This window comes from Cupriavidus numazuensis (genome assembly GCF_905397435.1).
Lineage (GTDB): Bacteria > Pseudomonadota > Gammaproteobacteria > Burkholderiales > Burkholderiaceae > Cupriavidus > Cupriavidus numazuensis.
The window spans coordinates 39,914-61,691 of sequence record NZ_CAJPVI010000051.1; the positions used below are offsets into that span (position 1 = coordinate 39,914).

Annotated in this window: 19 protein-coding genes and 1 pseudogene; 11 read left to right on the forward strand and 9 right to left on the reverse strand. The window is 60.8% G+C overall.

Features of this window, described 5'->3' with window-relative positions; genetic code table 11:
• Positions 1 to 93: 93 nt before the first annotated feature.
• From KHO41_RS31315 to KHO41_RS31340, 7 genes and pseudogenes are all read left to right on the forward strand, one after another.
• Complete coding sequence (locus KHO41_RS31315) at positions 94 to 801, forward strand: hypothetical protein (protein ID WP_211957126.1); 708 nt, start codon at positions 94 to 96, stop codon at positions 799 to 801.
• Positions 802 to 1,036: 235 nt separating this feature from the next.
• Positions 1,037 to 1,198, forward strand: a pseudogene (locus KHO41_RS41790) (hypothetical protein); the annotation flags it as partial.
• Positions 1,175 to 1,555, forward strand: coding sequence for a Crp/Fnr family transcriptional regulator (locus KHO41_RS31320; RefSeq protein WP_342344487.1), 381 nt, complete (start codon positions 1,175 to 1,177; stop codon positions 1,553 to 1,555). The pseudogene KHO41_RS41790 and the gene KHO41_RS31320, both read left to right, overlap by 24 nt.
• 229 nt (positions 1,556 to 1,784) lie before the next feature.
• A complete protein-coding gene (locus tag KHO41_RS31325) occupies positions 1,785 to 2,627 on the forward strand; it encodes a fumarylacetoacetate hydrolase family protein (RefSeq protein ID WP_211957128.1) in 843 nt (280 codons plus the stop codon).
• A gap of 38 nt (positions 2,628 to 2,665) precedes the next feature.
• Entirely contained in the window at positions 2,666 to 3,832 is a 1,167-nt protein-coding gene (locus tag KHO41_RS31330; RefSeq protein ID WP_244874119.1) for a Rieske 2Fe-2S domain-containing protein, read from the forward strand.
• 15 nt (positions 3,833 to 3,847) lie between these two features.
• The gene (locus KHO41_RS31335) at positions 3,848 to 4,864 is read left to right on the forward strand and encodes a Bug family tripartite tricarboxylate transporter substrate binding protein (RefSeq protein ID WP_211957129.1); all 1,017 of its coding nucleotides are present in this window, start codon (positions 3,848 to 3,850) and stop codon (positions 4,862 to 4,864) included.
• A 165-nt stretch (positions 4,865 to 5,029) separates the two neighbouring features.
• The gene (locus KHO41_RS31340) at positions 5,030 to 5,767 is read left to right on the forward strand and encodes an SDR family NAD(P)-dependent oxidoreductase (protein WP_211957130.1); all 738 of its coding nucleotides are present in this window, start codon (positions 5,030 to 5,032) and stop codon (positions 5,765 to 5,767) included.
• Between the two features lie 253 nt (positions 5,768 to 6,020).
• Here the strand turns inward: KHO41_RS31340 and KHO41_RS31345 are convergent, their stop codons facing one another.
• Complete coding sequence (locus tag KHO41_RS31345; protein ID WP_211957131.1) at positions 6,021 to 6,749, reverse strand: SDR family NAD(P)-dependent oxidoreductase; 729 nt, start codon at positions 6,747 to 6,749, stop codon at positions 6,021 to 6,023.
• A 409-nt stretch (positions 6,750 to 7,158) separates the two neighbouring features.
• Here KHO41_RS31345 and KHO41_RS31350 point away from each other — a divergent pair, with 409 nt between their 5' ends.
• Positions 7,159 to 8,127 (forward strand): PDR/VanB family oxidoreductase, encoded by a 969-nt coding sequence (locus tag KHO41_RS31350; RefSeq protein ID WP_211957132.1) that lies wholly within the window; start codon positions 7,159 to 7,161, stop codon positions 8,125 to 8,127.
• A 232-nt stretch (positions 8,128 to 8,359) separates the two neighbouring features.
• Entirely contained in the window at positions 8,360 to 9,529 is a 1,170-nt protein-coding gene (locus tag KHO41_RS31355; protein ID WP_211957133.1) for a porin, read from the forward strand.
• Positions 9,530 to 9,685: 156 nt separating this feature from the next.
• Here the strand turns inward: KHO41_RS31355 and KHO41_RS31360 are convergent, their stop codons facing one another.
• Positions 9,686 to 10,408 carry a Crp/Fnr family transcriptional regulator gene (locus KHO41_RS31360; RefSeq protein WP_211957134.1) on the reverse strand — a complete coding sequence of 241 codons (723 nt, stop codon included), beginning with the start codon at positions 10,406 to 10,408 and terminating at the stop codon, positions 9,686 to 9,688.
• Between the two features lie 291 nt (positions 10,409 to 10,699).
• Between KHO41_RS31360 and KHO41_RS31365 the strand changes: the two genes are divergently transcribed.
• Positions 10,700 to 11,680: a Bug family tripartite tricarboxylate transporter substrate binding protein gene (locus tag KHO41_RS31365; protein WP_211957135.1), complete on the forward strand. Its 981-nt coding sequence runs from the start codon at positions 10,700 to 10,702 to the stop codon at positions 11,678 to 11,680.
• Positions 11,681 to 11,901: 221 nt separating this feature from the next.
• Here KHO41_RS31365 and KHO41_RS31370 read toward each other — a convergent pair whose 3' ends face one another.
• The 5 genes from KHO41_RS31370 to KHO41_RS31390 form a co-directional block, all read right to left on the reverse strand.
• Complete coding sequence (locus KHO41_RS31370) at positions 11,902 to 15,390, reverse strand: indolepyruvate ferredoxin oxidoreductase family protein (protein ID WP_211957136.1); 3,489 nt, start codon at positions 15,388 to 15,390, stop codon at positions 11,902 to 11,904.
• 295 nt (positions 15,391 to 15,685) lie between these two features.
• Positions 15,686 to 17,032, reverse strand: coding sequence for a fumarylacetoacetase (gene fahA, locus KHO41_RS31375; protein WP_244874120.1), 1,347 nt, complete (start codon positions 17,030 to 17,032; stop codon positions 15,686 to 15,688).
• A 62-nt stretch (positions 17,033 to 17,094) separates the two neighbouring features.
• A complete protein-coding gene (locus KHO41_RS31380) occupies positions 17,095 to 18,081 on the reverse strand; it encodes a Bug family tripartite tricarboxylate transporter substrate binding protein (protein ID WP_211957138.1) in 987 nt (328 codons plus the stop codon).
• A gap of 64 nt (positions 18,082 to 18,145) precedes the next feature.
• A complete protein-coding gene (locus KHO41_RS31385) occupies positions 18,146 to 18,604 on the reverse strand; it encodes a hemerythrin domain-containing protein (RefSeq protein ID WP_211957139.1) in 459 nt (152 codons plus the stop codon).
• 100 nt (positions 18,605 to 18,704) lie between these two features.
• Positions 18,705 to 20,006: a Rieske 2Fe-2S domain-containing protein gene (locus KHO41_RS31390; protein ID WP_211957140.1), complete on the reverse strand. Its 1,302-nt coding sequence runs from the start codon at positions 20,004 to 20,006 to the stop codon at positions 18,705 to 18,707.
• A 345-nt stretch (positions 20,007 to 20,351) separates the two neighbouring features.
• Between KHO41_RS31390 and KHO41_RS31395 the strand changes: the two genes are divergently transcribed.
• Positions 20,352 to 21,110 (forward strand): SDR family NAD(P)-dependent oxidoreductase, encoded by a 759-nt coding sequence (locus KHO41_RS31395; RefSeq protein WP_211957141.1) that lies wholly within the window; start codon positions 20,352 to 20,354, stop codon positions 21,108 to 21,110.
• A 2-nt stretch (positions 21,111 to 21,112) separates the two neighbouring features.
• Here KHO41_RS31395 and KHO41_RS31400 read toward each other — a convergent pair whose 3' ends face one another.
• Together KHO41_RS31400 and KHO41_RS31405 are read right to left on the reverse strand one after the other, a co-directional pair.
• A complete protein-coding gene (locus KHO41_RS31400; protein ID WP_211957142.1) occupies positions 21,113 to 21,364 on the reverse strand; it encodes a cupin domain-containing protein in 252 nt (83 codons plus the stop codon).
• Positions 21,365 to 21,579: 215 nt separating this feature from the next.
• Positions 21,580 to 21,778 (reverse strand): H-NS family nucleoid-associated regulatory protein (locus KHO41_RS31405; RefSeq protein WP_211957143.1); only part of this gene is annotated, 199 nt, incomplete at its 5' end.

Below are 21,778 nucleotides of genomic sequence, written 5' to 3' on the forward strand. Positions count from 1 at the left end.
AAGTGAAAGCCCCCCAGAGGGAGAACTAGCGGAATTTGCAATGCGGGCTCGGATTCATCCGACGTGATAACGGAAAAATGCCGGACAACTGTCATGCCAAACCAGACCAAATCGAGCCGAGGACTATTTTCCACCTTGTCCAAATTGCACAAGGAGGTCCGCGAAATGACCAGGCAAGTGTCGGGTCTGGCCATGGAGTGGGCTCGCCATGGCGATGCTGACTATGTAGCGTATGCCGCTACGCTCATTGATGAGCGGATCAACCGAGCCAATGCTCGTGAACGGGTCATCTGCTTTGCGTCGGCGGCAGAATTCGGTCTGTCCCTACGCCACCAAGGTGAACGTTGCAGGGTGGCAGCCTTGGACACCGGTTGCGATGCGATAAGAATTCTGTACTGGGCTGCCATTCGTCGCATGCAGAATCACAGGACCTGCGTGTCACCGAAAGCAGAAACAGCCGATGTACCGACAAACGGACCACTCACCCCGATGAGATCACGCATGTTCCATGGCTGCGTCACTGAGGGTGGCTGGGCCGGTGCAGCTTTGCCGGAGCCTGCACTTTGCAAGCGTTGCGAAGAGCTACATGCCGATTCGCACTGCGCCAGCGGCCATGAGTCAATGCGCCCGGTCTCCGGGAAATACTTTCGTCGCATTGGCGGTAGCGTACTTTCGGAAGCGCAGGAGCATCAATGCAGGCTGTGCGAGACAACCTGGACACGGCACAGAAATGGAGCAAATCTCTTCGCAACATGGTCCATAAAAAAAAACAAAAAATCGAGGGACACTGGCGGCATTTGAGTTCCTGATTGAATAGCACCGTCCTACGCCCTCACCCTCCAGTTGGCCACCCGCACATGAGCAATATCGTCGCCCGGCTAGCGGTCACGCAGTCCGAACTCTTTGCCCAGTGGCCCGCGACTGCGATCGCACGGCTTATAGACGCTGCCGACGTCGTAACGATGGAGGCGAACGCCTGCGTCAAGCGGTCAGGCGAGACCGCTGATTACCTTTACCTTGTTGCAGCGGGTCCGTTCACCTGTCCCGCGTGTCGACATCAGGGCGCGTGTATACCTCCTGGTTGTATTTCGCCGGGGACTTCCATGGAATCGGGCCGGCACTGACGAACTCCCCACTCATCTATACAGCAACCTGCAAGCAGCCGACGACGCTGGTGAGGATTCCGGCCAACGTACTGCGCGAACTTGTCTACAGAGATGGGCGGCTGGCGATCGGCCTGTTCGCCGCCCTGGATCGTCGGTACCGCGAGGCTCTTTGGCGCCACGAAAGCGCAACCATGCTTCCCACACACGAGCGGGTTGCCGATCTTCTGCGCTCATTCATGGCCCGCAATATCCCTTCCTGCACCGCTGGCGACGTCAAACTGTCGCAAGATGAGATCGCAACGCTGCTCGGCGTGCGCCGGCAAGTAGTGAACCGTGCGCTACGCAAGTTGGAAGCCGATGGCATCGTACGGATCCAGTATGGCGGCCTGACTGTGCTAGATGTGGCAAAACTGTCAGCCCTGGCGCCGACGTTCGAGGGGCCAGACTAGTCGGCTTCACGTAATGGAAAGCTGTGGCGAGGTGAAGAGATAGCGATCGCTGCGCCGGTCCGCCGGGATTGTCCAAAGTGCCCATGCCCTTGGGCGGGTTCACCTGCCTCGTCGACAGAGCGCCGACGAAAGTACCAAACGATACAGTTCGCCGCTTGCTCGAGTCGACTGTGGCGCCGCTCCGCACCAGAATTCAATCAACCGTATTGACGGAACTGGAGGCAGGAGAATGCGCGAAGACTACATCAGGCTTGGAAGGTTTCAGACCGGCGACCGGATCGTGACGGGTTGCTTGGACGGAGATGAAATCATTGTGGTGCATGAGAGCGACGCGTTGCCGAAGGTGCTCGCGTCCGGGATTCCAGTCGGCGTGTCCCGCATACCAATGCGTGAAGCGGTAATGCTGCCCCCTGTTGATCCCTCCGCGCGGATCTTTGCGGTTGCGATCAACTACCGGGCGCATGGTGTCGAGTCGGCGGCGAAGCCGCCGGAACGCCCTCTCATCTTCTACAAGGCTCCCTCAAACTTCGTGGCGCACGGCGGTGTGCTGAATCCAAATCGGGACGTCACTGCAAAACTCGATTACGAAGGCGAGATTGCGGTCGTCATCGGTCGTCAGTGCAAGAATGTGAGGCCGGAGGACGCGCTAGGTTACGTCGCCGGCATCTGCGCGCTCAATGATGGGTCGGCTCGTGACCTGGTAAAGCTTCCTGCCGGCGACAGCTTCTGGCCGGACTGGACGGCGGCCAAGGGGCTCGATGGTGCGTCTGCGCTCGGACCGACCATCGCCTGCGGCAAAGCACTGATTGATGCCCTGCAACGCCGGACCTTGAAGATCACTACCCGCCTTAACGGCGACGTCGTGCAAGAAGGTTCCATGGTCGACATGATCTTCTCGACCGAGCAGATCATCGCCACGCTCTCGTCGTACATGACTCTGCTGCCTGGAGACGTCATTGCGACAGGGACACCTGCCGGTGTCGGCGCCACAAGCAATCGCTTCCTGAAAAAGGGTGATGTCCTGGACATTGAGGTTACCGGTATTGACACATTGCGTGTGAAGGTGGGCTAACCATGACTGCAAGCAACACGAGTCCCGCGGAGTACAGAATGAATCGCGAAACCAAGCTCACTCAACTGGCGCAGACTGGCGCAGGCACGCCTATGGGCCGACTGTTGCGTCGCTTCTGGCATCCTGTGGCGCTGTCGCGCGACGTCGCTCGGGGTAGCGCCAAGGCAGTTCGCCTGCTGAGCGAGGATCTCACACTCTATCGCGGCGAGAGCGGAGACCCGCACCTCGTGGCGGGGCGCTGCGCACACCGCCTGACGATGCTACATACCGGATGGATCGAAGGCGAAGAGATTCGCTGTATGTACCATGGCTGGAAGTTCGACGGCGGCGGTCGCTGTGTCGAGCGGCCCGCCGAACGTCATGGTCGAGAGGCAAATATCCGCATCGATGCCTATCCGGTGCGCGAGTATTCCGGAGTGATTTTCGCGTACCTCGGGGAAGGCGAGGCTCCGGAGTTCGACTTGCCTCGTAAGGCAGTATTCGAAACGCCTGGCATGATGCTCTTCCAGCGCAAGGAAATCTGGCCGTGCAACTGGGTTCAGCACGTCGAAAATTCACTGGATGCTGTGCATGTAAGCTTCGCACACCAGATGGGGAAGGTCGGTGTCTTTGGCGAAGTCATCACTACCGACGTGCCGGAATTGAGCTACCGCGAGACAGAGGCTGGCATCTGCCAGACAGCCGTGCGCGCCAATTCGCAAGTGCGGGTGAGCGACTGGACGTTTCCCTACTGCAACCACGTCACTATGCCCGGCGTCAATCCCGGGGATCCGTGGACCGAGGTTTCCCACTGGATGGTACCGATCGACGATTCGCATACGATGCGTCTTGCGCTCTTCGCGGCCCCTTGCACCGTGCCGGAGATCGACCACAAGCTTACCGGCTACTTTCGTGAATGCGAGAACTACAACGCCGCGGACTATCACGATGACCTTTTCGCCGGGCATTACCCTACCGATCCGTTGGTCCGGCTCACGAGCGCGCAGGACTATGTGGCACTCATCGGGCAGGGAGTCATTGCGGACCGCATAAACGAGTGTCTGGGTGCGTCGGATGTCGGCGTTGCCATGCTGCGACGAATCCTGTTGCGCGAGATGGACGCGATCGAAGCTGACTCTCCTGCCAAGGCGTGGCGCCGCCTTGATCGTCCTTCGGTACTGTTCAAGCAGCGGAATGAGGAATCCGACAAGAAGGTCACATTGTAGATGCGCAGCGAATTCATGAGCGCAGCCGATGATGCAAAAGGAGACAAGATGTCAAGCAGAAGAAGCGTGGTGAAGGCGGCGTGTGCGCTACTGCTTTGCGCCGGTGGCTGGTGGCAGGGCGCATCCTGCGCCCCGCTGTATCCTGCCAAGCCGATTACCGTGGTACTGCCGGTGGGCGCCGGCAATGGCTCGGATCTCGTGACTCGCTTGCTCGCGCAACGGTTGAGCACGCAAATGGGGCAGGCCGTGGTCGTGGATAACCGACCTGGAGCTGGTGGTGTTTCCGCCATCAAGTACGCGGCAAATGCCAACCCGAATGGCTATACCCTGGTCATTGTCGGCAGCCTCAACGCCCTGAGCCAGTCTCTCTACAAGACCCCACCCTACGATGTGCTTCGGGACTTGGTGCCGGTGTCGGATATTGCCCGAACCGATCTTGCAATCCTGGCCGCCAAGGGGTCGAAGTTCGCTGGCTTCAAGGATTTCATCCGGGCGGCGCGCGAGCGGCCGGGCCGGCTCACCTTGGGAGTCACCTTGCTGGGCACGACGGGGCATCTGATGGCCGAGCTCATCAAGGCCAGGGAGAATCTCGATGTCTCGATCGTGCCATTCAAGACTTCATCCAATCTCCTTTCCGCGCTGATTAACGGCGATGTGGACGTGGGGTTCGACCTGGTCGCGCCGACACTGGGACAACTGCGCGCCGGCCAGTTGCGCGCTTTGGCCGTCGGGTCAACTACACGATCGGCCAGCCTGCCTGACGTCCCTACGTTGAAGGAGCTCGGCTTTCAAAGCTACGAGATCGCATCAACCATGCAGATTGCCGCGCCTTCCGGCACGCCGGCTCCGATCATCGAAAGACTGAACCGTGAGATCCAGATCGCGTTGAGCCAGCCGGATTTGCAAAGGCAACTAAGGGAGCAGGGATTCACCGCCAGCGGCGGCACGCCCGACCAGGCGCGTCAGAATTTGGCCGGAGAAGTGGCGAAGTGGCGCAGCATTATTCGCACGACACGCATCGAGCAGCAATAGGCTAAACCCTGCGAGGGTCGTCACCATGGGGTTCATTGTGACCGATCTGGTGTGACCTCTCCCCCCGTCCCACTGTTGCAGCAAGCTACACCCTCAATAATCTCCAGACACCACAAACATTCTTGCAAACGAACCCGGCGCGCGAACAACCACGAAGAAGGGAACATGAACTCGATTGGCTCATGCCTGCAAGGCAAAGTCGCAGTCATCACCGGTGCGGGCAGAGGCATAGGTCGCGCAATCGCTATGGCCTATGCATCGGCTGGCGCCACGATCGTCTGTGGTGCCCGATCGACGAAGGAAATCGCTGAAACGGTGGAGTTGATCGTCAAACATGGCGGGCGCGCCATCGCCGTCACGATGGATGTTGCCGACTATGGCTCTGTGGAGGCTATGTATGGCGAGGCCGCTGCGGAGTATGGCGGCGTGGACATCGTGGTGATCAACGCCGGCGCTGCTATGGAGCGAAGTTCCATCGAGCAGGCGGATCCGGCGTTGTGGCGACAGACTATAGAAGTGAACCTGATCGGCGCCTTCAATACGGCGCATGCGGCCATTCCCTATCTGCGTCAGCGCGGGGCAGGAAAGATGATCGTGATTGGATCCGGCATGCGTGCCCGGCCGAACAAGGGTATGTCCGCATATGCCTGTTCCAAGGCAGGTGCCTGGATGTTGACGCAGAGTCTCGCGCTGGAACTGAACGAAGTCGGGATCTCGGTAAACGAGTTGATTCCTGGCCCGGTTCGTACAGCCATTACGGGCTTTGGTGAAAAATTCATATCCTCCGAAGAGGAATGGCTGAAAGATCCAGAGGACGTGGTGCCGATGGCCCTGTTCATCGCGAGTCAACCAGACCTCGGCCCCTCTGGTCAAAGCTATAGCTTGATGCGCCGAGTAGCCTAGGAACACGGGAATCTTGACCCTACCCCCAAATAAGCACTGACGGATTCAACCGGTCACAGCAACACCTCAAAAACATAAAATCGGAGGTGTTGTTATGGTTACGAGAGTCGCACCCGGACTCTCGTTCGCAGAATCTTCGATAGGGTGATTTGCCAGAGCCCGCTGGCATGGCGCGCTCTCCCTTTCGGTCGCTCGGCGTCGCGGCCCTACTAATCAGCCCCAGCTAGAGTTTCGCCTCGCGACTGCCATTCCCTCAGGCACGCCTCATCAGGCTGTAACTCTGGGCACTTGGCCCCCGATCCGGCAGACTGGCCAGGAACAGCGCAAGCGGGGTCACGTCTCCTGGCTCCTTGTACCACTCCTCCGGCATCATGGCACGGCCGCTCGTCATGTCCGTCCTGACTGGCCCCGGAATCAGTTCATTGACGCTGATGTTGTCCTCCTGCAACTCAACCGCCAGGGACTCGACCAGGGTCCAGAGTCCGCTCTTGGAGCAAGCGTACGCCGAAGTTCCGCCCGTGGCCCGCTTGCGGTGGCCCGATCCGATCATGAGGATCTTTCCCCCGCCACGTCGCCGCAAATAAGGAATTGCGGCGTGAGCCGTGTGGTATGCGCCGATCAGATTGACCTCGATGGACTTCCGCCAATGCGCAGGGTCGGTGTCGGTGACCTTGCCCATTGCCGATGCGACGCCCGCACAGCCGACGACGATATCGATGCCCCCAAAGGCTTCATCACTTCGCTGGAAGAGGTCGCTGACCGACGCGTAGTCCGCCACGTCCGCAACATGCGCCAGAGCGCGTCCGCCCGCAGCCTGGATCAAATCCACAGTCTCCCTTATGTCCGCCTCGCGACGAGCGCAGCACACCACGGCTGTCCCGGCGCTGGCAAAGGCCAGTGCAATGGCGCGCCCGATGCCCCGACCTGCTCCCGTGACTACGGCGACTTTTCCCTTAAGAAGTTCGGGATCTACATGGCTCATCTTGACTCCCCTGACGTTGGAACCAGCGTGTACTGAAATCGCGACTGACTGCCTATTTTCCTGAGGCAACCGGTCGCTTGCCGGCAAGCTTCGAATGCTATGGCTCCGCATCCAATCGTTCTGTCAGAAAGACGACATGTCCGGTACTGAGCTTAAAGAGCAGTGCTTCGGACTCCTCCTTGTTTGAGCGCATTTTGCCCCTTCCAAGTTATGTCACAAATCTGACAGACCAGGTTCCGGAGCGGACCTATTCTCCGCTCACGACGACTAGAGCGCCTCCGATCTTTGCAAGAGCAGCACTCTTCGAACTGAATTCGCTCACATTGCGATATCCGCATGGCCTGGCTAACAGGCACGCGGTACTGCAGATGTCGGCCAGATGAACAAACGTAGGAATCCTCCTTAGACCATGCAGAAACTCAACGCAATCCTGCACGCCGCTGAATGGCTTGCCGACGGCATCATGGGCTTCGATTTTCGACCGACGGATGACGCTGTGTGGCCCACCCCAACGGCCGGCGCGCACATCGACGTGCATCTGCCGAATGGCCTGATGCGGAGCTATTCCCTTACAAACCGGCCTGGCGAATCGAAGCGCTACCTAGTGGCAGTCCACCGAGACGGCTCGGGCGGTGGTGGTTCGAAGTTCATGCACGACTGTCTCCGGGTCGGCCAGAAGCTGCAGCTATCCGCCCCCCGCAACAACTTTCCGTTGGCGGAATCCGGTGCCACTTCCATCCTGATCGCCGGCGGCATTGGCATCACCCCGATCTGGAGCATGGTGCAACGCCTTGCCGAGATCGACGCACCATGGACCGTGCATTACGCCTCACGATCGCGGGAAACTGCCGCCTTCGTAGATGAACTCGAGGAACTCGCCTGCCGGTCGCGTGGCACCGTTCACCTGAATTTCGATGGCGGGGTAAAGGAACGGAGGCTGGATCTGGATGCAATCGTCGCGGCCGGCGCAACCGATGCGGAGTTCTATTGCTGCGGACCGTCGCCCATGCTTCGCGCTTTCGCCCAGGCCTGCAAAAGCAGGCCGGCGGAAAAGGTCCACCTCGAGTACTTCGCTGCCCCGACGCAGCCGGCCCAGGAAGGCAGTGCCGATGGCCCGTTCAGCGTCGTGCTTTCGAAATCCAACCTCGTGCTGGACGTTGGGCCGCAAAGCACCATTCTCGAAACCTTGCTGAGCGCTGGCGTGGAGGCGCCCTACTCGTGCATGGCCGGCATCTGCCGCGCTTGTGAAGTCAGCGTCCTTGCCGGCACGCCTGACCACCGCGATTTCGTCCTTTCGGACGCTGAGAAGACTGCTGGCGACAAGATCATCATCTGCTGCTCCCGGGCGAAATCGCAGGAATTGGTTCTCGATCTGTGAACCGTCGCGCGGCAGCCAGCCATTCCTGGCGGCGGAATCACCCCATACATCCTCTGGCTCCAACACCCGTGGGTGTCTGGATATTTGCGCCATTGAGGTCGACTGCTTGCTGGCGTCGGCACTACCAGAGCAGCGCGGCCCCACCGGGAGACAACGAAGCCTCGACGCGAGGAGCGAGGCAAAACTCAACTGAATTTTGAGAACCACTAGAGGGAAAAGGAGAAGCTTGGAAATGAAGGTCAAACAGGTCACCGCTGCTGCGCTGCTGGCGTGCGCAGGAGCTGCGTCGGCACAAACGAGTGTCACCCTCTACGGGGTGGTGGACGTGCCAGTCGAGTTCGTCAACCATCTGGCGAACGCCGCTCCGACGATCAACCCCGTAACCGGTTCAGTCACGCAAAAACCAGGCGGCAACCGGCTCGGCCTCGCGAGCAACGGCCTGTCTGGGTCCCGCTTCGGCCTGCGAGGTACCGAGGACCTTGGCGGAGGCCTCAAGGCGCTGTTCGTCCTGGAAAGTGGAGTCAGCGTCGATACCGGAAACCTGCAACAAGCCGGCCGTCTCTTTGGCCGTCAGGCATTCGTGGGCCTGCAAAGTAATACTTTGGGCAAACTGACCCTTGGCCGCCAGTATACGGCGTTGTTCGACGCGTTCGCCAATGCGTCGCCGATGCGTTACGCGACACTGTATGAGCCGCTGTTCCTTCAGCTTGGAACCAACGCGCGTGAAGACAATGTCGTCAAGTACACCGGGGTATTCGGTGGACTGACTACAATCGCGCACTACAGCTTTGGCGTGGGTGTGCCGACGCTGGGCGTCACGCCGATTTCCAACGGCGGAAACGGCGAGGTGCCGGGTAACTTCCGCGACAACACAGCCTTTGGCGGCGCGCTGATCTACAACGCGGGAAATCTCGGCTTGTCGGCGGCTTATGACCAGTGGAATGCCGCGGTCGTCGCGGGCAGCCCCGGCGTGGCGAAGAAGGCTGGCGTTTCGGCCAACTACACCTTTGGCCCCGCGAAGCTCGTGGGAGGCTATCGGTGGGGAGACACCAAGGACGGCAACGGCGTCAGCCTGCTGCGCGATGACTACTATTGGGTGGGCGTCAACTATCAGGCCACCACCGCGCTGGGTCTCACGCTCGCCTACTACTACGACAACGTGAAAACACTGCGGGTCGCCTCAACGGCTCCAGGCACCAATCCGGCCAATCCGTGGCAGATCAGCTTCATGACGAACTACGCCTTCTCCAAGCGCACCGACGTCTACGTGACCGCCGCCTATGCCAAGAACTCCGGCCTCAACGTGGACACGTCGGCAAATGGCTTCGGCAGTGCCTACTTTCTCTCGCAGGGAAATACGAACCAGCTTGGCGTAGCGGCCGGCATCCGGCACATCTTCTGATCGGAGGCTAATCGCCCACGCCCTCGCAGCGGTCCTTACCATAGCGAGGCGTTCAGAGCCATCGTTCGACGGCGGTCGCGACTAGCGTGGCCGCCGTTTTAGCATCGCGGCATCTGCGTGCAGCTTAAATCGTGCCGCGCGGCGGGCCTGCGCCGATCAGCCGGTGGCGAGTTGCGACAGACGGTGCGAATCGAGGATTGTCACGCTGGACCGTCCGAGGCAGATCACGCCCTCTTTCTCGAGTTGTTTCAGATAAGGATTCAGGTGCTGCCGGCTCACCCCCAGCCAATCGGCAATGTCTTCTTGCGACAGCTTCGTGTCCAGAATTATCTTGTCGCCGCGCGGAAGTCCGTACTGATTGGCCATCGTCTGCAGCGCCCAGGCGAGCCGTGTTGGCAATGGCACGCTGGCGTCCTGCGTGACGCGAGTGTATTTAATCTGCGCACGGAGAGCCAATTGCCGCAACAAACCCAGGCACAGCCTTGGTTGCTCCTGCATTTCCTTCAGGATGACTCCATTGGGAATGGCCAGGAGCGTCGTGGGAACGCGCGCAATGTAGTCGAACAGGTGATCGCCTTCGTGCATCAAATACATAATGCCCGTGCAATCGCCTTGCCGCAGGAAGTGGAACAGATGCCGGCGCCCTGACCCGGTGGTGACGCTGATCTCGATCTCTCCGCTCACCACTACCAGGAAGTACAGGCAGGGCGTGCCGCGATGCACAACGTAATCTCCCGTCGCGTAGTGTCTGAGCGTGCCGGCTTCATGGATCCGATCCAGTACTTCCGCCGGGCAATCGCCGAATACTCTTACCAGGAGAGCACGCGCAAGCAGCCTGCTCGCCTGCTCAGCACCACTACCGGCAGCTTTGTGGGTCATTGAAATGTGTTCCGGGGCACTGCGGATCTTCGTCCGCATTTTCGACGTGATACATCCGTCGCACTTCGAGCGATCGCTCAATTCGGTATTAATGCTAGCACGCTAGGCCAATTCTCACGCTACGGAGAATCCAGGTGCTCCCGAAACACGTCTGGCGCCAAAACGAAAAACTCTGACGCGTAATCCGAAATGTCCGCCAGATGGGCGGCATACAGTGGAGTCCCCCTAACCGGACGGCATTGAGCGCCGTTCGCGGTTGACGATAGAAGTGCAGATCAAGGAGGCATCAACGTGCTCATCACCAGAAGAAGGCTGCTGGGCCTGGTGTCCGCGACGACGCTGTCAGCCATCACGCGAATCGCCCAGGCGGATGAGTTCCCCAGCCGGCCCATCACACTCATCGTCCAGGCGGCGCCTGGCGGGGCATCCGATCTGGTTGCCCGCCTGATGGCCGAGAAGCTCACCGCGAACCTCGGCGCCCCGATCGTTATCGAGAATGTGCCAGCTGCCGGGGGTAACGTTGCGGTACAGCGCGTGATTCATTCCAGACCAGATGGCTACACCCTGCTTGTCTGCGGAAGCAAGTCGGCAATTGCAGAGTCATTGTTCAAGTCGCACCCGTTCAACCTGAGCAAGGATCTGGCACAGGTCTCGCCAATCGGGGGGGCGGACCTCGCGCTCGTGGTGAATATCGAGTCGCACCTGAAGAACGTCCAGGACCTCGTCCGCGAGATCAAGTCCCGCCCTGGCAAGGTGACGGTGGGCGTAGGCGACACCATAGGCGGTATCCAGCACCTGGGGGCGGAACTACTGAAGTCCTCCATACAGGGTGATTTCCTGATCGTCCCTTATGGCACCCTGTCGAAGCTCGCGGTCGCCGTTCGGGGGGGTGAAGTCGACGCCGCCTTTGAACTGATGCCGGGTATCGTTCCGCTGGTGCAGCAAGGTGTATTCCGGGCGCTTGCAACGACGGGAAGCCAGAGAGTCGCTGATTTCCCCCATGTTCCGACTATCGCGGAAGCCGGCTTTCCAAAGGCAGAGCTGACGACGATCAGCTTGCTTGCCGCTCCGGCGGGCACCCCCATGGACGTAATCGCCAGACTCAATGGCGCCATGGCCCAGGTACTGGCGCAGCCAGATTTCCAAAAGGCGCTGAGGGTAAGAGGCGCCAAGGCTGCCGTGGCCATGAAGCCGGCGCAGACTCAGCGAATGATGGATGCCGACATCGAGAAATGGCGGAGCATCGTCAGGCTGGCGAACGTATCGCTCTGATGGCCCTCCCGAGAGACCGCATCTCGAACCGAACCTGATGTGGGGCCCCTCGAGCAGGCTGACCTGATCGGTACCGGAACAATCTCCGGCTCGGAGGCCCTGCTCTCCCTCCTCGCAAGCCATTTCCTGTCGTTCGCGAACAGGACTCGTCCGCTGCCATTTCAATGACGCTGTGGACCAGGGAAATGACAGCCTCCCAATGGAGAACTGCCACTTCTCTGTCACTGACGGGATTTCGCCAGGCTGGGTTCGAGCTCGTCCCAGCGCTTGGACGCAACATGCATCGCCCGCGCCTTCACGTGACCAAATCCGCGGACGTCTGCAGGCAGGCTCGCGATTTGTTCGGCCACCGACATGTCAAAGCTGCCAGGCGAACCAGAGAGCGACTCAACGAAGGCGACATACCGATCACGCCACGCCCGCTCCTGGAGGCGCTCTTCGGCGCGGCCGAAGGGGTCAAGACGCGTCTCCCGGATCCACTGCATCCGTGCGAGAACAGCCATCGGCCAGCGCATCCAGTGACCGAAAGTCCGCTTCCGAACTTCCTGGCCGGTGCCCAGCGACGGGGGGGCCAGATGGTACTTCAGCGACACGCCTTGCCCGAACTCGCGCTCAAGAGACTCTCGGAAACTTGCCGACACGAGAAGGCGCGCGACTTCGTACTCGTCCTTGTAGGCCATCATGCGGTAGAGCTGGCTGGCCAGCGTGGTAACCAGGCTCTCGGGCAGCGTACCGCTCGCCTTCTCCAGCAGCGTGCGATATCGCTTTGCATACTTTGCGCTCCAATAGACTTCCAGACGTTTCGCACGGTCATCAATGAGCGCTGCCAGTGATTTCGGGGTGTCGGGAGTCCCCGTTCCCGCGAGCAGTGCGTCGACAAGCCTTGAGTCATCGGCCAGATGGCACCCTACCCGAAATGCCTCCAGATTCTTTGCTACGGCGGTACCGTTCAGTTCGATGGCGCGTTCGATGCTCTCGCGTTGCAACGCGATGCGGCCACACTGCCACGCCATACCCAGCAACATCAGGTTAGCGAAGATCGCATCGCCCAGAACACGCGTTGCTATCTTGGCGGCAGGCATCGCAATGACGCGTCCCTGGTCCGTCTTCCCACGCAGGCGGGCAATCAGCTCGCTGATGGGCGCCGTCCAGTCGCGGGACTTGATAAACGCGGAAGTCGGGGCGGTGTCCAGGCTGACGATCGCGAGCGCGTTCTTGCGCAGCCGCGAGAGGGTTGCGCTGCTTCCGGCCACGACGGTATCCGCCCCAATCAGCAAATCGCACTGGTCGGCCGCAATCTTCGTTGCCGAGATCTCGTCGTCGCTCGCAGCAAGCTGCACGTACGAATAGACTGCGCCCCCCTTTTGCGCCATGCCGGCCATGTCCATCACGCGAACTGCCTTCTCTTCCAGATGTGCAGCCATGCCGAGCAATGCGCCAATGGTCACCACACCCGTGCCACCCACGCCGCTTACAACGATACGCAGCGGCGATGTCAGTGCCGGTACCGTTGGCGTTACCGGCCATCCTTCCGGAATCTCGCCGGATCTGACGGGTTGCTTGATGTCACGCGCGTTGACGGTGACAAAGCTGGGACAAAAGCCATCCACGCATGACATGTCCTTGTTGCAGCTACTCTGGTTGATGCGACGCTTGATACCCAGTGGTGTCTCCACGGGTTCAACGGACAGGCAATTGGACTTCCTGGAGCAGTCGCCGCAGCCTTCACAGATTTCGTGGTTGATGAATGCTCTTTTCGCAGGGTCCGGATATTCCTTGCGCTTGCGCCGACGGCGTTTTTCGCTGGCGCACGTCTGCGCGTAGATCAGCGCGGTCACGCCGGGCACCACACGCAGTTCGCGCTGCACGGCATCCAGCTCGCTGCGGTGCCGCACCGTAACGCCGCTCGCGATGCCCTCGGCTTCGCTGATCAATTCAGGTTCGTCGCTCACGATGACCTGCCTTCCGACGCCCTCCGCGGCAAGCTGCCGCGTCAACTTCGCAACGCTGAGCTGGCCATCAACGTGCTGACCGCCAGTCATGCCAACGGCATCGTTGTAAAGGATCTTGTAGGTGATATTGACCTTCGCGGCGACGGCCTGGCGGATGGCCATGTACCCCGAGTGAAAGTAGGTGCCGTCACCAAGGTTCGTGAAGACGTGAGATTCTTTCGTAAACGGTGCCGTACCCACCCAGTTCGCACCTTCGCCACCCATGTGCGTGAACGTCGCCGTTTCCCGATCCATGTTCAGTGCCAGGTAATGGCAGCCAATCCCCGCCAGCGCGCGGCTGCCCTCGGGAACAACGGTCGACGAATTATGGGGACACCCGCTGCAGAAATAGGGCTTGCGCTCCGCAATATCGATGACGCTGCGAGCTTCCCGCTCCGCGTACTCCATCGCCTGAATGCGGGCTTCGATCAGTCGCCTGATATCTTCCGGAAGCGCGAACGCGAGCAATCGCGCGGCCAGCATCTTTGCGATGGGCTCCGGCTGAAGCTCGTAATGCCCGATCAATGGCGCTTCGGCACGCGGCGTACTCCATTCCCCGTGGTGCTCCGAGGACTTGCCAACCACCTGCGGCCGCATGTGATCCGGAAGGGAATACAGTTCGTCCTTGATCTGGGTTTCAAGGATCGGGCGCTTTTCCTCGACGACGATAAGTTCCTGAAGTCCCGCAGCGAAGGCTCGAAGCCCGGAGGGCTCGAGCGGCCAGATCATGCCCACCCGGAAAAGGCGCAGGCCAATCCGCTGCGCCGGTTCGCCTTCCAGACCGAGCAGTCGCAGAGCCTCCACTGTATCGAGATAGGCCTTGCCGCTTGCGGCGATACCGATACGTGCATCGGCACAGGGCCATGTCACCTCGTTGATGGCATTGGCCCTTGCGTACGCAATCGCGGCCGGCAGCTTGTATCTGTATAGCCGCTCCTCCTGGGCGAGCGCCTGGTCCGGCCACCGAATATTCAACCCGCCGGGAGGCATCGGCGCACCGATATCCGTAACGGGACGCACGCGATGGAGGCCCACGTCGACAGACGCCGACGTTTCCGCTATCTCGCTCACCAGCTTCATGGAGGCCCAGAGGCCCGTGATCCGCGACATGGCAACGGCATGGACGCCGAAATCCAGCGTCTCCTGAAGCGACGTCGGATAGAAGATGGGCAATCCACACCCCATCATGACGAACTCTGACTGATGCGGAATGCTTGAAGACTTGCAGGAGTGGTCGTCGCCAAACAGGGCCAGGGCACCGCCATGCGCCGCGGTGCCGGCCAGGTTGGCGTGCCGGAACACATCGCCCGACCGGTCGGCCCCTGGTCCTTTGCCATACCAGTAACCTACGACACCGTCGAACTTGCCCTGACCCGCCAGGTGGGCTTGCTGCGTACCCCAGCATGCGGTGGCGGCCAGGTCTTCGTTGACACCCGGCTGGAATACCACGTCATGGGCCTTCAGGTGCTTCCCGGCCTGCCAGAGGGACGTGTCGAAGGAGCCAAGCGGCGAGCCTCGATAGCCGGAAATGAAGCCAGCGGTCCGAAGGCCCTGCATGCCATCGCGACGCTGCTGGGCGAGTGCCAGGCGTACCAATGCCTGCATCCCGTTCATGTAGGCTTGCCCTTCGTCGCGAAGGTACTTGTCATCGAGCGAAGCCGGCTTCGATGCGACCGGCTTTACCGGGATAACGGCGGGGATAACTGCGGTGTGTGTCATATCATTCTGTCATTTATGGGCGCTGCCACTGCATCGCCAGTCAGCCGAGCCGCCACTCCATCGCGCCCGAGTGCGTAGCAGCACCCCGGTTCGAAGGGCCAACCCCAGTCGCGCATATTTCTCGCTGACGTCTGCCAGGCGAACGGGCCGTTCGCGCTGCCACTCAGCTTTGCGCCGTTGCAGTTCGCTGTCCGCGACCAGCAAGTCGATCGTGCCCTCGTTGGCATCGATGCGGGGATTGAAGGCCGAAGGGCTTAGCCCCCTTCCCAGGGAGAGAGAGCACGCCAGGTCCCGCTCAATTGTTTGGCAGCACCGTCGATCCAGCCTCGCCGAACCCGATCCTTCGGAAGCCGTCCGCTTCGCAGTACGCCCGCACGGTCACCGTATCGCCGTCCTCGACGAAGCCCCGGCGTTCGCCAGTGGGCATATCCACCGCGGCCTGGCCGCCCAGCGTTAGCTCGAACATGCAGCCACACTCGTCTGCGCCCGGACCGGAAATCGTCCCCGTGCCGATCATGTCGCCCTGCTCGAGGCTGCAACCAGTCGACGTGAAATGAGCCACGAGCTGCGCGACCGACCAGTACAAGTCGCGGGTGTTGCTCAGACCGAGCGAGACCGGGCCAAAGCCGCTTGCCTCGCCCTTCTCGGTCTGGAGCAGGATCTCGACTTTGACGTCGAGTGCTCCCCGCGTCCTATCCTGTGCCGAGTCCAGGTTGGGCAGGGGGTCGGGATACGGCGCGGAGCGCTCCCACGACCGACGGAAAGGCTCCAATGCGTCCCTGGTCACCACCCACGGCGAGATCGTCGTGGCGAAGTTTTTCGACAGGAACGGCCCCAGCGGCAAGCGTTCCCAGAACATGATGTCGCGCGACGTCCAGTCGTTGAGCACGCAAAACCCAAAGATGACGTCGTCGGCCTCGTCGACGCTCAAGGGGCGCCCCAGCTCGGTGTTCCTGGCGATAAAGATGCCCAGCTCGGCTTCGTAGTCCAGCTTCTGCGACGGGCCGAAGACCGGGGCGCCATCCTTGAACACGCCGGTTTGCCCCCTGGGGCGAAGAAAGCGCTGGCCGTTCGTCCTGATCGAAGAGGCCCGGCTGTGGAAGCCAACAGGATTCCAGATCATGTTCGGCTCGAGATGAGGATTCTCGGGGAGAGCAATCTTCGTGACCTTGTGAACGTGATGCACCGATGCGCCGTAGTCGGTAAAGTTGGCGATCTTGAACGGCAGGCCGAATTCCGCGTCGCGGATCGGCAGCAGGCACTCCCTGACAGCGCCGATCGCCTTGCTGTTATGCCGCAGGAGTCGCGACAGGCCGAGACGCAACGCCGACCAGTGTCCCTGCCCCAAATCCATCAGTGCAGTCATGGACGAGGCCCGGCACGCTTGTGCGGCCTGCCGCGCACTGCCGTCGAGCAGGCTCGTCACGGCCCCGATGTCCAGCACCTGGTTGCCGATGGCGGTGCCGACGCGAAACGTCTGCATCGATCCGGCACGGCGGAATACCGCGAGTGGAAGGTTCTGGATCGGAAAGTCCGTCGCGGGATCATTGGCCGACTCCACGAAGGATTTGAGCTCGGGATCATGCGTTTCGTTCAGGCGCAAAGCGCCTTCCGTATTGCCTGCATTGAAGATGTTTTTCACGATTGAATTCCAGTATGAGGGGATGGCACCAAGCCGCATCGCGTCATGCGCAAGGGCGGAATCTATTGGAGCGGCACGTTCGCCAATTTGACGATGCCCCGCCATTTTTCGATGTCTGCATCCATCATCCGCTGCGCGTCGGCCGAACTCTCCGCCGAGACGGGCCGAAGGCCGCGCGACGTCATCGCCTTCTGGAATTCGGGCTCGGCCAGTACCTTCTTCAGGGCAGCGTTGAGCCTGGCGATCACCGCCGCTGGCGTGCCCGCCGGCGCGGCAACGAAGCTGAGCGGGGTCAATTCGGCTTTTGGAAGACCTGCTTCCGCGATGGTCGGCACGTTGGGGAGGTCACCCTGCCGTTCCTTTCCGGTCGTGGCCAACGCACGGAGTCCGCCTTGCTGCAGCAGGGAGATCAGCCCCGGTACCAGTTCGACGGCCGCATCGACTTCCCCCCCTCGGACGGCGACCTCGAGCTTCGACAACGAGCCGTAGGGAACGATCAGGAAGTTCCCCTGTACCGAGGATTTCAGGAGTTCCGCCGCCAGATGCTGGATACCACCGATCGTGTCACCCACGCCGATCGTGACCTTGCCGGGACGGGTCTTGATTTCCCGGACGAGGTCGCCGACATTCTTCAGCTTCGAGTTGCCATCCACCACCAGCGCGAGGTCCGTCGACACGATTGGGGCAACCTGGATCAGATCCTTGCTCAGGTTGTACGGGTGCGACTTGAACAGCGATTCGGCAATGGCCGACTTGGTCCCGCAGATCATCAGCGTGTAGCCGTCGGGACTGGCACGAACCAGGCGCTTCACCGCGACTACGCCACCGGCTGCCGGAGCATTGTCAACGACGACGGGCACACCCAGGTTCGCGGTGAGCCTCTGGGCCACCAGGCGGGCGACCAGATCAGATGCACCGCCCGCGGCCGCCTGGACCACGAGGGTGATGGGGCGGCTGGGGAACTGGTCCGCGTGAGCTGTGCCTGCGACGAGGACAGACATCGCAACGGCGGAAGCCAGGCGCAGCATTTGTCTTCTGAACAGAAGCATGACTTGTCTCCTTGAATTTTTTATCGTGTGCGCGGGAACCGATTCACTCTCCCGCAGGGCGTAACTACGTTGGCGACTGCATCATCCGGCGCAGGACCACAGGCGCCCCGCCGAAGCGCTCCTTGACGATCCAATGGGCAAGCGCGGAGTCGAGGTAGTCCGCATGGGCCGGAAACCAGCGTGCAAGTTCGGCCGCGAGCCGGCGGGCGACAAGGAGGGAACCTCCGTCAGCCAGCAGCGCCTGCACCTCCCTGACCGACTGCATCACGGCCTCGTGTTCCCTGACGTGGCAATCCATGCTGGGGAAGGCCGTGGTTTGCATCCATAGCAGCTCCTGCGAGAAGTGCGTCTCCGCGTGTATCGCGAACTCCGCAAGGTGATGCTTCAGCTCGTCGTCGGAACAGTTCAGCATGGCATTGACGATGGCGACGAACTCTTCATGCGTCTCGTCCATGGGCGGGTGGCCAAGCTTGAGCCTGTCGCACCATTCCAGGCTCGCCTGGTCAACTGCGCTATCTGTCATAGCAATCTCCGATGCGGATGCCGGCCCTGCCACGGTTTCTTTCCCATTGCACGGGCCGTGCTGGCGCTCTGGAGGATCCGGAGGACCCCGACTACCTGGTTTATTGGGACGCCTTGGCCGCGAGGAATGCCTCGCGTGCCGCGACACGTTCCTCGCGAAGGACACGATTGTGGTAGTCATGCATGTCCGTGCCCACGGGGATCATTTCCGCCGTGCCTCGCATGCCGGAATAAGGAATTCCGGTGCCATCGCCGTTCGGCCCGAGACCCATCACCACGCCTTCGGTCTCGAAGGACTTCAATCCACGAAGGAATAGCTGACGCATCCTTGCGATCACGAGGTCGCTGGCACCAAGATGCTCTTTGGTCCTGTCAACAATCGGGATGCTGTCCGATACCGCCGCATCCTCTGCGCGCAGATCCTTGAAGCCGGACCAGTGCCCATTCGCCATGGCATCGCGATCCTGGCCAAAATTCTCGCTGTTGCGATCCACACTGTTCGAAAGGAAATCGTCGGGATCGACGAAGAACAGGCCATCGCGGTCGTTCGTCTTCGCCAACTCCTCCCACCATTCCTGGGGATGGTTCAGGTCCCATTCCATACGCCAGAATGCAGCGCGCGTATTGTTGATCGGAACCATGTACAGAAGGCGCCCTTCCTCTTCCCGGGTCGCACCATTGAGGATTGTGAACGGCGCAACATACTCCGTGACCCGAAGCGAAATGGAGCCGTCACCGCGATCACGCTGTGCGTATGCCTGCAGACCATAGGGCGTCTCGACGACACTCAGCTTGGGCGCGTTGTTGCCTTTCACTTGTATGGCGGTGGGTAGCGTGTTGGCCACACCGCTCGAGTGGAGCAGGCCGATGTGAGACGAGTCAAGCAAGGTTTCGAGATTCTGCGCCCAGCTTGACTGGCAATACCCGACGCGCGGGCGACGGTATTCCGCCGGAGCACTGAAGTATTCGTAGTCGGGAAATACCGGGGGCTCGCCATCCCCGAGATAGACCCAGCACACGCCGCCCGCTTCGTGGACACGATAGGACTTGACCTTGACGGTATTGCAGAAATTCGGATTGGCCTCGGACGGCGTATCGATGCATTTTCCCGTGACATCGAATTTCCAGCCGTGGAAGATGCAGGTCAGCGCATTGTCGCCACTGCGGCCCAGTACAAGCGAGGCGCCGCGATGCGGACATTGCTCATCAAGGAAGCCAAGCCTGCCGTCGGCGGCGCGAAACGAGATATAGGTTTCGCCCAGCAATTCAACCTTGCGCGGAGCACCATTTGCCACCAGCGCCTCGGAGCGCAGATATGGCAACCAATGACGCTTGCCCAATGCATTGATAACGGATCCTGGTCCGACTTCCGTGTAGCGGGTATTTTCTTCCTTGGAAAGCATCTTTGTCTCCTCAATTCAATCGGATTAGCCGGATATCCGAGGGTTGCAATGAATGGCGGTTCAGCATTTCACGTCAAGGCAGGCGGCCGGGACAAAAGGCCGGAAGCGCTGCCGTGAAGGTGACGATGCAGGTCTACCGTGGTGAGGCAAGGATAAGTCGAGCCCGCGTGAGAGTCCGTCAGATTTCCGACAGAACAGAGACTTCCAGCGTGAGGAGCCGTCATTCCTGAAAGGGGTCCTGATGCGGCACATCGGATCGCTCCGGGTCGGCAGGATCGTCGGTCTGTCATAAATCTGACAGAGGCGGCCAGGGATCCAAATTACCCTGATCGAAAAGGAGGAATCATGGATCTCAAACTGACAGGCAAGCGCGCCATCGTCACCGGCGGTAGCCGCGGGATTGGCAAGGCCATCGCACATCAACTCGCGCTGGAGGGCGTGGACCTCGTGCTCGCCGCACGCGGGCAGGAAGCGCTGGACGCGAGCGCTGCCGAACTGACCGCCGCGACCGGGCGTCACATCGTGGCGCTGACGGTAGACACCGCCCGCCAGGACTCCGTCGACGCCATGGTGGCACAAGCCATTGACGCGTTAGGTGGCATCGACATCCTGGTCAATGCGGCAGCCCTGCCTGGCGGCATCTCGCCAGCGACGGCGCTGGATCAGATCGTGGATGCAGAGGCGCTGGAAGACATCAACATCAAGGTCATCGGCTACCTTCGCACTGCACGCGCCCTCGCGCCACACCTGATCGCAAATGGCTGGGGCCGGATCATCAACGTCGGCGGCCTCAACATCTATCGCACCGGCCGACCGGTGGCAACCCTGCGCAATGTGGGCGTCGCGGCCATCACCAAGAACATGGCGGATGAACTTGGTCCGAAAGGAATCAATGTCACGGCTATCCATCCAGGCGCCACGCGCACGGAGAAGACCGATGCCGCGACCGAAGCGCGGGTCGCATCATGGAGCTCACTCGGGCGCATGGTCGATGCCAGCGAAGTCGCCAATGTCGTGACCTTCCTCGCCTCGCCCCTGAGTGTCGCGATCAATGGCGACGCCATTCCGGTCGGCGGCGGGCTACCGGGGGAGATCCACTACTGACGCTATCGCGCGGCGCCAGCGGCTCCGCCAGGAAGCAGGCCGTGATGCCCAGAACCAGCTTTTGTCATCAGATGGCTTCTGACCTCCCATAGCACCTGAAGTCCAGATCTGTTGAATGCCTTGAGGTCTTTCCGCTGAATGTCGTGCTCCTCGCAATATGCGAGGTAGCGTTGTAGCGCAGTCTTCCAGTTCTCCATCACAACAACGTTGTTGTTATCGTCGAGGAACACGAGATCGCCGGTCATCTGAACCATCGGCGCTGATCAGGAGGTTCGGGATCATCGAACGCTTTGGCGGGGTATTTTCGCGAGCCGCAGCATCCGAAAGGGATCCAGGCCGAGTTCGCGGGCAAGGTGTTCATAGTCGGTAAGAGGGGCGCCCGGGATTCGAGAAAAATCCGCCACATCTTTCGGCAAGTCTCTGATTTGGCTGAAATCTTCGGCACACCAGTCCCGGTGCTTGAACGCTCTTATCCCACCCGGAAAAACTCGACGCTCTGCCCCGCATTGACCGCGCGCTTGAGCCACGAGGGCATCTCGCCCTGCCCGTCCCAGGTCAGCCCTTCCGCGTTGCGGTAGCAGACCACCGGCGGCGGCGGTGCGGCCGGTGGCGGGGGTGGTGGGGGCGGCGGTGCGAAGCACCCCGCCGCGTCGAGCTCTTCGAGGGTG